The following is a 12195-nucleotide window of genomic DNA, read 5'->3' as shown; positions in this document are numbered from 1 at the left end:
ATTTTGCCGATGGCAAAACGCTTACCCGCGCTGCGTGAAGCGTTGCTTCACGCTACTTAAACCGATAGTTGATCCGACCTTTGGTCAGATCGTAAGGTGTCATTTCGACTTGTACCTTGTCGCCGGCCAGAACCCGGATGCGGTTTTTACGCATCTTACCTGCCGTATGCGCGATAATCTCATGGCCGTTTTCCAGCTCGACCCGAAATGTCGCGTTCGGCAGAAGTTCTTTCACGACACCTGGGAATTCGAGCAGTTCTTCCTTGGCCATGTGATCTCCTGTGTTTTGTTCCCGCAATGAGGCGCGGGCAGCGTCTAAATGCGCCCCCGGCGCATTTTTTTCAAGGGGAAACTCAAGTTGGGCTGGATTATCAGGAATGCCCGCGCGGGTATCCTGATCCGGACTGCAAAATTTTGGCCGCAGCCGGTGGCCTGTTTACGTCAAATTAATTGGGCGACCGCATAACCAGCCCGACAACTCGACGGCAGCCGATGCGGTTCAACAGACGAAATGTGAGAGCATGATAACTGACAGCGCGACCTTTTCACTACCACCTGTGATGACACTTGAGGATTGTGAAAACCTTCAGGCATTTTTCGAAACCGCGACGGATCAATCTGTGTCGCTTGACTGTAGCGCGGTGACCCGACTGAACGGTCTGACAGCGCAGATGATCCAGATGGCCAGTGGGGTCTGGGCGCGCAACGATATGCCCTTTACCCTGAAGGATCCCAGCCCGGACTTCAGACAAAACCTTGCGACACTCGGCTTTGACAGTCTGTTATCGGAAGAGGAGGCCGCCTGATGTCGGTGAAAATACTCGCGATCGACGATTCCCGCACCATCCGCAACCTGCTGACGATGGCCTTGGAAAAGGCCGGGTTTGAGGTATCGACCGCCGTTGATGGGGTCGATGGGGTCAACAAGTTCCAACAGGAACATGCGGATCTGGTGATCACCGATGTGAACATGCCCAACAAGGACGGGTTCGGCGTGATCGAGGATATTCGCGGTGGTGACAGGAACCGTGGGGTCCCTGTTCTTGTGCTGACCACGGAAAGTGGTGCCGCCCTGAAAGAGCGTGCCCGCAATGCCGGGGCAACCGGTTGGATTGTCAAACCCTTCGATGATGAGGCGCTTGTCTCTGTCATTCGTCGTCTGACAGGGGCGTAACCATGCCTGCTGATAGCTCCATCCTTGATACGTTTTTTGAAGAATGTGAAGATTTGCTGGTCGCGCTGACCGAAGGTCTGACCGAAATGCGCGAAGGCAATGCTGACGATGAAACCGTCAACGCTGTTTTCCGTGCTGTGCACTCGATCAAAGGTGCGGCTGGCGCGTTTTCATTGGATGATTTGGTCGGGTTCGCGCATAAATTCGAAACCGTGCTGGATGAGGTACGTTCCCACAAGCTGGAAACCGATGATAATCTGTTGCGCGTACTACAGCGCGCAGGTGACGTTCTTGCTGATCTGGTCGAGGCGGCGCGCGACGACATTCCCGCGAACCGTGAGCAGGTTGACCCTGTGCTTGCCGAGTTGCAGTCTTTTCTTGGGGACGAAGACGAACCCGAAGAGGAATTCGTTTTCGAGGCGATGACCCTCGAATTCGGCAATGACGCAGAGGAAGATCGCTTTCTCGTGACGTTCAAACCATCGCATGATTTCTACGCAAGCGGTCATGATCCGCTGCTTCTGATCGCGGCGCTCGCGGAATTGGGCACGATAGATGTCACTGCGGATGTGTCGGAATTGCCCGAAGATTACGCGTCGTTTCATTGGGATCACGGCTATGTCAGCTGGCGCGTCGAACTGACGGGCGTCAACAACGACCTGCCGATCCTTGATGTGTTCCAGTTCGTCGATGACCTGTGCGATCTGAAAGTCACGCGCATCGAAAGTGAACCATCAGAAGCACCCCTGATTGATCTGCCAGAGATCGAAGTTGAAGCCGACCTACCAGAAGTAGAGGCAGCGCCCGCCCCCATCGCTGCGGCACCCGATCCGCAGCCCCCCGCACCGGCGGAGAAAAAAAAAGATGATACTGCGGAAAAGCCGGTAAAACGGGCCGCGACAACGCTGCGCGTCGATCCGGAACGGGTTGACCGGCTGATTAACGCTGTGGGCGAGTTAATCATAAACCAATCGGTGATTTCCCAGCGTATAGAAGAGGCCGCTCTGCCGAATTCATCAGATCTTTTCGCTGACCTTGACGACTACAAGCTGCTCGCGCGTGAAATTCAAGAAGGCGTGATGGCGATCCGCGCCCAGCCGGTCAAACCGCTCTTTCAGCGTATGCTGCGCATCGCACGCGAGGCTGCTGATGCCACTGGCAAAGACGTTGAGTTGATCACGGAGGGCGAAGGGACCGAGGTCGATAAGACCGTCGTCGAACGCCTTGCCGACCCGCTGACCCATATGATCCGAAATGCGATTGATCACGGCATCGAGAAACCCGAGGATCGCGTCAAAGCTGGCAAGCCACAACTTGGGAAGCTATGTCTATCCGCTTTTCAGCGGTCAGGAAGTATCGTCATTGAAATTGTTGACGATGGCGCCGGACTTAATCGTCCGCGTATCCGCGAAAAGGCAATCGAAAAGGGCCTGATTTCCGATGATGCGCAGCTGTCGGATCAGGAGATCGACCACCTGCTATTCGCGCCCGGTTTTTCCACCGCATCAGAGGTCACCAATCTGTCCGGACGCGGCGTTGGTATGGATGTCGTGAAAACAGGTATCACGGCGCTTGGCGGGCGCGTCGCGATTTCCAGTGTCACGGGGCAAGGAACGACATTTTCGATCACTCTGCCTCTGACGCTGGCAGTTATGGATGGTATGATCATCAATGTCGGCGGTCAGACAATGGTGGTCCCGATTTCGAGCATCCTCGAAACTGTCAGACCTGCCGCGGCAGATTTGTCAAAGATCGGGCTGAACAGTGAATTGCTGCGTATTCGTGGCGAATATGTTCCCATCATCGACCTTGCCGAGCGGCTCGGGCACCCGGAACACACCAAGCAGATGACAGACAGGGTCCTGTTGCTGATCCAAACAGAGACAGTTCCACAATGCGCGCTCGCGGTGGATGATATCTTTGATCAGCGGCAAGTCGTCGTGAAAAGCATGCAAGGCAATTACGGCGCAATCGCCGGCATATCCGGGGCAACGATCCTGGGCGACGGCAAGATCGCTTTGATTATTGATCCTGACGAGATCGCATCAACAACCACACCCAACAGCATCGTGAATGCCAATATTGAAGGGGATCCACAACATGTCGCAGTCTGCTGAAAAATCCCAGACCAAACAGCTGGAGTTTGTGACCCTTGTTGCAGGCGGTCAGAACTTTTGCATCGAGATCACTCAGATTCGTGAGATCAGGCGCTGGACCCCGGTGACCATTCTCCCGCATTCTCCAAGCCATGTGCTTGGCGTCATCAACCTGCGCGGCGCCGTTATTCCGATCGTTGATCTGGCCGCTAAGCTGGGCTTTGAAAAAATCGCCCCGACCGAACGTCACGTCATCATTATTACTGCAATCGAGGATCGGATCGTAGGACTACTTGTCGAGTCAGTTTCCGAAATCCTCGGCGTTGGTGCGGATATGGTCCGCGAAACACCCCGTAGTCCGGAAGATGCGACCACCCGTGCTATTTTAGGCGTCATCCCCGTTGGCGACGACATGACAAAAGTCATAAATCTGAGCGCGCTGATGCCGAATGGCGAACAGGTTGCAGCATGAATATCGCCTCTCCGCCACCGCCTACGCAGGCGGATCAATCTGAATATGCGTTTTCTGACCGCGATTTCGCGCGGATTGCCGCCTTGGCCAATGCCAAGTATGGAATTTATCTTCAGTCATCGAAGAAGGCACTGGTCTACTCGCGCCTTGCGCGACGGTTGCGCGCTTTAAATCTGAGCGATTTCGAGACCTATTGTGATCTTCTGCAGCAAGCAGATAGTGGTGGCGAGGAAGAGCATCTGCTTTCCGCGCTGACAACAAATGTCACGCATTTTTTTCGCGAGAAGCACCACTTCGACTTTCTGCGAAACCAATTGCTACCGGATCTAGTGGCGCGTGCAAAGTCCGGAGCTGCGGTCCGTGTCTGGTCATCCGCCTGCTCTGCAGGTCAGGAGGCCTACTGCATCGCAGCGATGGTCCTCGATGCCTGTGCCGAAGCGGGCACGCTCGATATCCGAATATTGGCCACCGATATCGATCCGCAGATCATCGTAAAGGCCAAGCAGGGGATATACCCAAAAGATCAACAAAATGCGATCCCAGACCAATACCGCGCTATCATGATCGATACATCAAAGGGAGATGAAGCGCATTTCTGCATGCATAAGAAGCTTGGAAACCTGATATCTTTCGGTCAACTGAACCTCATTGCCGACTGGCCAATGCGCCGTCCGTTTGATGTCATCTTCTGCAGAAATGCGGCTATTTACTTTGATAAGAATACACAAAGCAGGCTTTGGGGGCGCTTTGCCGATGCGCTCACACCCGAAGGCCACTTGATGATTGGTCATTCCGAACGCCTTTGCGGGCCTGCGGAACAGCGCTTTGCAAGCGTCGATATTACGACATACCGAAAAACCGATGCCCCGGGCATAGAAATGTCCTCGAAAGGGAATGAGAAACCATGAGTTTGAAAGATACTTTGCGGGTTATGGTCGTCGACGACATGGGGGTCAGCAGGGGGCTCCTGATTCAGGCTATCGAAGAGATGGGTATCTGGAAAAACCAGGCCGAAAACGATGGCAGGGCCGCGCTGCAAAAACTGATCGCCGATCCGGTCCACCTTGTGCTTTCGGATTACAACATGCCGGGCATGGACGGGTTGGAACTGCTCAAGGCACTACGACAGAACAGATCGACGGCGCGCATCGGTTTCATACTGGTGACCGGCAATCCAACCGCTGACCTTGTCACGAAAGGCAAGGCACTGGGTGTAAACAACATCATCAAGAAACCGTTTTCTACTGCGAGTATGAAACAATGCATTGAAAGCGTTGTGGGCCGGTTATGACGAAGAAAAAAGACTTTAGCCAACGGTACGGTCTTCAGACTGTCATACGCAGTGTCGGCGAAGCCATGGAGGAACTTGGGCAATCGGTGGCAGGTCTTGAAGATTCAATTCTTGATGCCGCACTAGAAGAACATGGTGTAGAAGTCAGCCATACAGCGCTGCAGCGGTTTGATCTGATCATTCAGTCGATCGAGGAAATCAGATTGCTGTTAGACAGGTTAAGTGACGACACATCGACGACCGAAAAAGTCGACTATGCACGCGTGATTGCCCCAGTGAAGCTGGAAAAGATACGCAATAAGATCTCCGGATATGAGTGTACAGAGATGTCGGAGCGCGAGCAACAGCAGCAGATTCAGGAGCGTATCTCACTGTTCTGAACTGCGGCGACGGCGTGAACGATAGGCCGAAGAAGGGTCGGACCACCCGCGCTGTGCGAGCAGATTTACGTATCGATAAGGCCCGGCGGTGCCTGACTTTGATGGCGGGAACACTGTCCGGAGAAACATTGGCCGGGTAGCGGAGAATAAGGCGTGGATAAGCTGCCCCGATGCATAAGCAAATTCAGAACGGAAAACGGAGGCATCTTTGTAAATGATACACCTTTGCGCGGGTAGATATGTTTATGCGTCAAAGCAAGCCAAAGCGTTCTGATCGGGCATAGATAGATGAAGAAAAGAGAGCCATGACATGCGTATCATGATCGCCCACCCGTCGCCCATCGGCAAGGCGCGGTTGCAGGCGCAGGTATCAAAACTAGGCGGTGCTGAAATCGCGCGTATGGTGGCTGAGCTGACCGCGGCCTATGATTACGCTGAGCATCATAAACCCGATTGTGTTATTATGGCCAAGGAACTGGCCGATTGTCCGGAATTTGAATTACTTGCATCACTTTTTCGCATTCTCGGCATGGGATGCATATTGCTGTACGATGCCGATAGTGGCGGTCAAATTGCGCTTTCCTCGGACGCCGCGCGTCATATTGTGTGGCTACGCGTCGGGGCGACAGATGAAGAATTGGCTACCGCTTTGAAAAAGGCTGCCCGTCCCGCGCGCCCTCACGCCCGCGCGGTCCATGCCGTACCACAAAAGCGCCAATTCAACTGGAATCGGCTGATCCTGATCGGGTCATCGACCGGCGGTGTAGATGCCTTGCTGCAGGTGATCAGGCATTTTCCGGGCAACTGCCCACCGACGCTGATCGTGCAGCACACGGGTGGCGGTTTTGCCCAAAGCCTTATCCGGTTGCTTCACAGCGGGACTGCGGCGAATGTGCAGCAGGCGATTGAAGGAACGATGGTTGAGCCGGGGAATATTTATCTCGCACCGGATGATCAGGCCCATCTTAGCCTAGCGCGGAATGGCCCCTATCGTATCGCGATGCAGGCGAAGCCGCCGGTGACGGGCCATCGCCCCTCCGTCGATGCGTTGTTTCTATCTGCCCTGCCCCACGCCACACATGTGACGGCTGCGCTGCTGACAGGGATGGGCCGGGATGGGGCGAAGGGGATCACAGCGCTGCGGGGCGCGGGTGCGCGCACTTTTGGCCAAGATGAGGCGAGCTGCGTGGTCTACGGTATGCCACGTGTCGCGATGGAAATGGGCGGTATCGAACAACAAGTGCCAATCAACAAGATGGGCCAGTCGCTGCTGCGCGCATCCACAGCGAGGACATGCGTATGAGCAGTGCAGCGACGAAAACGATTACAGTTGTGCAGGGCGATTATGCTGTATCGGGCGACCCGAACGTTGTTATGTCAACGGTTTTGGGGTCATGTGTCGCGGTGTGCCTGTACGACCCGCAGGCGGGCGTCGGAGGCATGAATCATTTTTTGTTGGCAGGGTCCGGCACGACCCAAAGCCATGATCTGAAATACGGCGTCAACGCGATGGAACTGTTGATTAACCGGGTGCTGCGCGCCGGGGGAGACCGTCAGAACCTGCAGGCCAAACTATTTGGTGGCGCGCGCATGACCGAACATTCGCGCGATATCGGCCGTTCGAATGCTGAGTTTGCGCGCGAGTTTATTGAGCGCGAAGGCATCCCCTGCGTCTCGCAGAGTCTTGGCGGTGACAAGGCCCGCCGGGTGCAATTCACCCCCGCTACCGGCGCGGCGCGGCAATTGCAGATCGCAGGTCAGGCACCAGAGGTTCTGGAAGTCAGAACGCCACCACCGGCACCGACGAATGACATCACGCTATTCTAAGGCTTTGCGGCCAGTGCGGAGTATCGGACGCGTATCGGCCCCGCGCGGCAGCAATCTGAAAGCAGGCCCAATTACGCGGGCCCGCCCGGATGCCGCACAGAGAAGGGGTTGTATGGTGGGTTAGCCGATGGCTTGCAGCCGCTTGAGCAATGATGATGTATCCCAGCGCCCGCCGCCCAGTTTCTGCACATCTTTGTAGAACTGATCGACAAGTGCCGTCACCGGCAGGCTCGCGCCATTTTCATTGGCCGTATCCAGACAGATGCCCAGGTCCTTGCGCATCCAGTCGACGGCAAAGCCGTGGTCGAACTTATCGTCCAGCATCGTCTCAAACCGATTGGACATCTGCCAGCTGCCAGCGGCCCCTTGCGAGATCACTTCGACGACGGCCTGCCCATCCAGCCCGGCCTTTTGTGCGAAATGCAGCGATTCAGACAGCCCCTGCACCAGCCCTGCAATCGCGATTTGATTGCACATTTTGGTCAACTGCCCAGCACCGCTGTCGCCAAGACGCCGACAAATGCGCGCATAGGCGGCGATCACCGCTTCGGCAGTATCGTAGCTGTCTTGCGCTCCCCCGCACATGACAGAAAGCGCGCCGTTTTCAGCACCCGCCTGCCCGCCTGAGACTGGGGCGTCGATAAAGGCGATGTCCGCGCCAGCGGCTGTTTCGTGCAGCTCGCGCGTGACGGCGGCCGAAACGGTGGTGTGATCGACAAATATACTGCCCGCCGTCATCCCACCAAAAGCCCCGTCATCGCCAAGGCAGACCGCGCGCAAATCATCGTCATTACCAACACAGGCCATGACCATGCTGGCCCCCTGCACCGCTTCGCGCGGGGTTGGGGCAGACGCCCCCCCATGTTGGCTGACCCAGGCCTCGGCCTTGGACGCGGTCCGGTTATACACCGTGACGTCATGGCCCGCCGCCTGAAGGTGACCGGCCATAGGGTATCCCATCACCCCAAGGCCCAGAAACGCAAGTTTTGTCATTTTGGTCGTCCTTTGCTGTCGCGGGCCACACGCCTATTCAGCAAGTTGCCACGGGATTGTGTAGTCATTCAGCGCCTTGCCGATGTCTTGTTCACTCGCATCGCCCGTCTTTACAATATGGGCGACCAGCCCCCGTTTCTTGTCTTCGGTAACGGATTGCACCTCGGCCCCGATGTCGGACAGGGCGCTGTTATACACGCGCGTAATGGCCCGTTTGCGCAGATCGGGTTTGAATATCTTACCAACGGCAGTCTTTGGCAGTTCGTCCAGAATTTCAAGATGTTTGGGGTGTGCGGCACGTTCGTGGATGTGGTCCTTGGCATAGTCCCGCAGCTCATCCGGCGTGATCTCTGCACCGGCGACCAGTTCGACATAGGCGCAGGGCACCTCGCCTGAATGGGCGTCGGGCTGACCGATAGCACCGGCAAAGGCAACGGCGTCATGTCCGGCAAGCGCTTCTTCAATCTCGGCCGGGTCGATGTTATGGCCGCCCCGGATGATCAGATCCTTGGCCCGCCCGGTGATCCAGAGATAGCCATCCGGGTCCATACGCCCCAGATCGCCAGTCCGCAGATATTGCGCATCTGAGATGGAGCCGGGGTAGAACAGATCAACGTTCTTATCCGGTTCCGTATAGGTCTTGCCGCCATAAACGCCTGGGTTTGAAATGCAAATTTCACCGATTTCATCCGGCGCACAGTTTTTTCCTGTCGCGACAGAGACAATCCGCACGTCTGTATAAGGGAACGGCATCCCGATGGAGCCGATCCGCTTTTCCCCTTCGGGTGGGTTGATCGAGACAAGGCAGGTTGCTTCGGTCAGCCCGTAACCTTCGCAGATGGTCACGCCTGCGGCGGCTTCGAACCGTTTGTAAAGCTCAAGCGGCAACGGTGCCGATCCGCAGAAAGCCAACCGCAAGGATGAGATATCCGCATCCACCTTGCGCTGCATCAGTGCTGACATCGCGGTGGGCACGGTGATCATGAAAGTCGCCTTGTGCTTTTCCACAAGCTTCCAGAAATTGTCGAAAACGCCGTCACCCCGATAGCCCTGCGGCGTCGGAAAGACGATTTCGCAGCCCGATCCAAGTGAGGCCCCCAGCGACACGATGGTCGCAAAGACGTGGAACAAGGGCAGCGGACACATCTGCACATCGGTTTCCTTGAACAGCAGACGGTCGCCCAGCCACGCATTGTAGATGATGCCGGAATAGCGGTGCTGCACCACCTTGGGCATGCCAGTGGTGCCGCCCGTGTGGAAATAGGCCGCGACGCGGTCTTGTTTGCTGTCTTCGAATGTCAGCGTGGTGGGGTGTCTTGCCAGTTCCGCGTTGAAATCAAGCACCTTTGCATCATGATTTGTCGGGTTCTTTGGCCGGATCAGGGGGACGATCAGTTTCTTGATCCCCGTCAAATACCGATGCAGATCGACCTCGAGCACATGTTTTACATTTGGGGCAAAACGCACCGCTTCGGCGGCTTTCTGGGCAACATCGGTTTTCGGGAACGCCTTGAGCGTCACCAGCACCTTGGCATTGGTTTCGCGCAGGATGGCTGAAATCTGTTCTGCATCCAGAAGCGGGTTGATCGGGTTCACGATGCCCGCGACCTGTCCGCCCAGATACGTCAGGATTGTCTCTGTCGCGTTGGGCAGCAGGTAAGCGACAACATCGTCTTCGCCGACACCCAGCGACCGGAACATATTGGCGGCTTGGCTGGTTTTATCGCGCAGATCATCCCAGCTGAGCGTTTCGCATTTGGCGTTGGGGTCCGACAGCAACCGGAATGTGGTTGCGTTACGTGTCCCGAACTTGCCTGCTGTTTCGCTGAGCATTTGATAGGTCGTGATTGGTAGGCTGCGCGCATCCCACGGCATTTCATCCTGAATGGCGTCACGATCTGCGACGGTCGCGTATGTCATGCCGGTTTCCTCCACTGACATTGGCCGCACGTTTTTATCGTGCGGTCCTCCCTGAGGGCCTATCGTGAGCAAAGCAAAGGATAATCGCAAGACTGACGCTGCGAAATTTTTTACGAAAGCACTTCGGCTTACACGCGGGTCACACCTTCGCTAACTTTTGCTTGCAGCGCAAACGCGAAAAGTGATGCCCAACGTCGCAATGCTTTATTCCGCGGCAACGCCTTCGGTGAACTGCAATCGGGCCAGTCGCGCATAGAGCCCGCCCTGCGCCACAAGGCTGTCGTGGGTGCCTTCGGCGACGATCTGTCCGTTGTCAAAGACGACGATCCGGTCGGCCTTTTTCACCGTCGCCAGCCTGTGGGCCACGATCAAGGTTGTGCGTGACTGCGCCAATTCCTCGACCGCGCGCTGCACGGCGTGTTCGCTTTCAGCGTCCAAGGCGCTGGTCGCCTCGTCCAGCAGCAGGATCGGCGCGTCCCGCAGGATGGCGCGGGCGATGGCGATCCGCTGTTTTTGCCCGCCAGACAACATCACCCCGCGTTCGCCCACATAGCTGTCATAGCCATCGGGCAGCGCGCTTAGGAAATCATGTGCGGCGGCGGCCTTGGCGGCTGTTTCCACCTCTGCATCCGTCGCAGTGGGCCGACCAAAGCGGATATTTTCGCGTGCGGTATCGGCAAAGATCACCGGGTCCTGCGGCACAAGAGCCACATGTTTGCGGAAATCCGGCCGGGCCAGATCGCGCAGGTCGATCCCGTCAATCCGCACGGCGCCTTCCTGCGGTTCATAGAACCGCTGCACCATCTGGATGATCGTGCTCTTGCCCGCCCCCGAAGGCCCCACCAGCGCCACCGTTTCACCGGGCCGGATATCAAGGTTGATGCCGTCCAGCGCCGAAATTTCGGGCCGCGAGGGGTAGCTGAAACGCACATTATCAAAGGTCAGCGCGCCTTGGATCTTTGCGGGAAGCGTTTTTGGCGTGTCGGGATCCTGTACCGGGTCTTCGGCGGTCAGCAGTTCGATCAGCCGCTCTGTCGCGCCTGCCGCGCGCTGCAATTCGCCCCATACTTCGGACAGGGCGGCGACGGCGCCGCCGACCATGATCGTATAGATCAGGAACTGGACCAACCCGCCTTCGGTGATTTCGCCCTGCCCCACGTCTTGCGATCCCATTTGCAGGAACAGCACGATGGCCGCGAAGACCATGAAAATGACCATCGCGGTCAGAAAGGCACGGGTCAGGATGCGCCGCCGGGCAGAATGATAGCTTTGTTCAGTCACCGCATCGAATTTTGCGCGGCTCAGGTCCTCATGTGTAAAGGCCTGCACCGTCTGGGCCGACAGCAATTGTTCCGAGGCCCCACCGCTTGATTCCGCGATCAGGTCTTGGTTTTCCTTGGATAGGCTGCGCACCCGCCGCCCCAGAAACATGATCGGGAACAGCACAACGGGGATTGGCCAAAGCACCATGATGCTCATCTTCACCGAGGTCAGCATCATCAGCACCACGCCGCCGCAGAAGATCAAAACATTGCGCAGCGCGATGGAAGCAGAGCTGCCAACAACCGACAGGATCAACGTGGTATCGGTGGTGATCCGGCTGAGCACTTCACCGGTCATGATGCGTTCATAGAATGCCGGGCTCATGCCGATCATCCGGTGAAACACCGCCTTGCGGATATCCGCAACGATCCGCTCCCCCAGCCGGGTCACAAAATAATATCGCGTCGCCGTCCCTAGGGCGAGCAGACCAGCAAGCAGCAGCAGCGTCGCAAAATGCGTTCTGATCATGTCACCGTTCGCGCCGAAATTATCGACGACCAGACGCGCCGTGATCGGAAGCGTGAGCGAGATCGCCGCCGTGAAGATCAGCGCAAAACAGGCGACAACAATGAATAATTTGTAAGGCCGCGCAAAGGGCCAGAGCGCCCGCAGAATGCCAATCTTTTTACCAACCGGGCGTTCGACGGCAGCTTTGCGGGGGGTCACAGCCATGGGGCATCCTTCGTTTCTCTGGCCCGACACATAAATCCGGGTCCATC

The 12195-nt window shown here is 56.7% G+C and carries 13 protein-coding genes; 9 read left to right on the top strand and 4 right to left on the bottom strand.

The features are described 5' to 3' along the window. Positions 1–52 precede the first annotated feature (52 nt). Positions 53–271 carry a translation initiation factor IF-1 gene (gene infA / locus ACJ5NV_RS06165; protein ID WP_007205486.1) on the bottom strand — a complete coding sequence of 73 codons (219 nt, stop codon included), beginning with the start codon at positions 269–271 and terminating at the stop codon, positions 53–55. Positions 272–521: 250 nt separating this feature from the next. On the opposite strand from infA, the gene ACJ5NV_RS06160 reads away from it, so the two are divergent. The 9 genes from ACJ5NV_RS06160 (at position 522) to ACJ5NV_RS06120 (ending at position 7240) form a co-directional block, all read left to right on the top strand. Continuing rightward, positions 522–806, top strand: coding sequence for an STAS domain-containing protein (locus ACJ5NV_RS06160; protein ID WP_411642755.1), 285 nt, complete (start codon positions 522–524; stop codon positions 804–806). After that, positions 806–1174 (top strand): response regulator, encoded by a 369-nt coding sequence (locus ACJ5NV_RS06155; protein ID WP_411642754.1) that lies wholly within the window; start codon positions 806–808, stop codon positions 1172–1174. Before ACJ5NV_RS06160 ends, ACJ5NV_RS06155 begins: the two co-directional genes overlap by 1 nt. Positions 1175–1176: 2 nt before the next feature. Continuing rightward, positions 1177–3291: a chemotaxis protein CheA gene (locus tag ACJ5NV_RS06150; protein WP_411642753.1), complete on the top strand. Its 2115-nt coding sequence runs from the start codon at positions 1177–1179 to the stop codon at positions 3289–3291. After that, on the top strand, positions 3275–3742 hold the full coding sequence (locus ACJ5NV_RS06145; RefSeq protein WP_411642752.1) for a chemotaxis protein CheW: 468 nt from the start codon (positions 3275–3277) through the stop codon (positions 3740–3742). The genes ACJ5NV_RS06150 and ACJ5NV_RS06145 overlap by 17 nt, the downstream gene beginning before the upstream one ends. Further along, positions 3739–4650 (top strand): CheR family methyltransferase, encoded by a 912-nt coding sequence (locus tag ACJ5NV_RS06140; protein ID WP_411642751.1) that lies wholly within the window; start codon positions 3739–3741, stop codon positions 4648–4650. The genes ACJ5NV_RS06145 and ACJ5NV_RS06140 overlap by 4 nt, the downstream gene beginning before the upstream one ends. Continuing rightward, a complete protein-coding gene (locus ACJ5NV_RS06135; RefSeq protein ID WP_411642750.1) occupies positions 4647–5033 on the top strand; it encodes a response regulator in 387 nt (128 codons plus the stop codon). The genes ACJ5NV_RS06140 and ACJ5NV_RS06135 overlap by 4 nt, the downstream gene beginning before the upstream one ends. Beyond that, positions 5030–5413 (top strand): hypothetical protein, encoded by a 384-nt coding sequence (locus tag ACJ5NV_RS06130; RefSeq protein ID WP_411642749.1) that lies wholly within the window; start codon positions 5030–5032, stop codon positions 5411–5413. The genes ACJ5NV_RS06135 and ACJ5NV_RS06130 overlap by 4 nt, the downstream gene beginning before the upstream one ends. A 310-nt stretch (positions 5414–5723) precedes the next feature. Continuing rightward, on the top strand, positions 5724–6716 hold the full coding sequence (locus ACJ5NV_RS06125; RefSeq protein ID WP_411642748.1) for a chemotaxis protein CheB: 993 nt from the start codon (positions 5724–5726) through the stop codon (positions 6714–6716). A gap of 137 nt (positions 6717–6853) precedes the next feature. Further along, a complete protein-coding gene (locus tag ACJ5NV_RS06120) occupies positions 6854–7240 on the top strand; it encodes a chemotaxis protein CheD (RefSeq protein ID WP_411642747.1) in 387 nt (128 codons plus the stop codon). Positions 7241–7360: 120 nt separating this feature from the next. On the opposite strand, the gene ACJ5NV_RS06115 is transcribed toward ACJ5NV_RS06120, so the two are convergent. The 3 genes from ACJ5NV_RS06115 to ACJ5NV_RS06105 all read right to left on the bottom strand — a co-directional run bounded on the left by ACJ5NV_RS06115 (position 7361) and on the right by ACJ5NV_RS06105 (position 12148). Next, the gene (locus ACJ5NV_RS06115) at positions 7361–8233 is read right to left on the bottom strand and encodes an NAD(P)-dependent oxidoreductase (RefSeq protein WP_411642746.1); all 873 of its coding nucleotides are present in this window, start codon (positions 8231–8233) and stop codon (positions 7361–7363) included. A gap of 33 nt (positions 8234–8266) precedes the next feature. After that, positions 8267–10153 (bottom strand): acyl-CoA synthetase, encoded by a 1887-nt coding sequence (locus ACJ5NV_RS06110; protein ID WP_411642745.1) that lies wholly within the window; start codon positions 10151–10153, stop codon positions 8267–8269. Between the two features lie 204 nt (positions 10154–10357). Continuing rightward, a complete protein-coding gene (locus ACJ5NV_RS06105; protein WP_411642744.1) occupies positions 10358–12148 on the bottom strand; it encodes an ABC transporter transmembrane domain-containing protein in 1791 nt (596 codons plus the stop codon). Positions 12149–12195: the final 47 nt, after the last annotated feature.

Origin of the sequence: Loktanella agnita (assembly GCF_046640325.1) — a bacterium.
GTDB classification, from domain to species: Bacteria; Pseudomonadota; Alphaproteobacteria; order Rhodobacterales; family Rhodobacteraceae; genus Yoonia; species Yoonia agnita.
This window is presented reverse-complemented; position numbering and strand designations above follow the sequence as displayed.

Coding starts and splice junctions, on each gene's coding strand:
- ACJ5NV_RS06135 (WP_411642750.1), top strand. CDS start 4,647: ATGAGTTTGAAAGATACTTTGCGGGTTATGGTCGTCGACGACATGGGG.
- ACJ5NV_RS06130 (WP_411642749.1), top strand. CDS start 5,030: ATGACGAAGAAAAAAGACTTTAGCCAACGGTACGGTCTTCAGACTGTC.
- ACJ5NV_RS06155 (WP_411642754.1), top strand. CDS start 806: ATGTCGGTGAAAATACTCGCGATCGACGATTCCCGCACCATCCGCAAC.
- ACJ5NV_RS06160 (WP_411642755.1), top strand. CDS start 522: ATGATAACTGACAGCGCGACCTTTTCACTACCACCTGTGATGACACTT.
- ACJ5NV_RS06145 (WP_411642752.1), top strand. CDS start 3,275: ATGTCGCAGTCTGCTGAAAAATCCCAGACCAAACAGCTGGAGTTTGTG.
- ACJ5NV_RS06140 (WP_411642751.1), top strand. CDS start 3,739: ATGAATATCGCCTCTCCGCCACCGCCTACGCAGGCGGATCAATCTGAA.
- ACJ5NV_RS06150 (WP_411642753.1), top strand. CDS start 1,177: ATGCCTGCTGATAGCTCCATCCTTGATACGTTTTTTGAAGAATGTGAA.
- ACJ5NV_RS06110 (WP_411642745.1), bottom strand. CDS start 10,153: ATGACATACGCGACCGTCGCAGATCGTGACGCCATTCAGGATGAAATG.
- infA (WP_007205486.1), bottom strand. CDS start 271: ATGGCCAAGGAAGAACTGCTCGAATTCCCAGGTGTCGTGAAAGAACTT.
- ACJ5NV_RS06105 (WP_411642744.1), bottom strand. CDS start 12,148: ATGGCTGTGACCCCCCGCAAAGCTGCCGTCGAACGCCCGGTTGGTAAA.
- ACJ5NV_RS06115 (WP_411642746.1), bottom strand. CDS start 8,233: ATGACAAAACTTGCGTTTCTGGGCCTTGGGGTGATGGGATACCCTATG.
- ACJ5NV_RS06125 (WP_411642748.1), top strand. CDS start 5,724: ATGCGTATCATGATCGCCCACCCGTCGCCCATCGGCAAGGCGCGGTTG.
- ACJ5NV_RS06120 (WP_411642747.1), top strand. CDS start 6,854: ATGAATCATTTTTTGTTGGCAGGGTCCGGCACGACCCAAAGCCATGAT.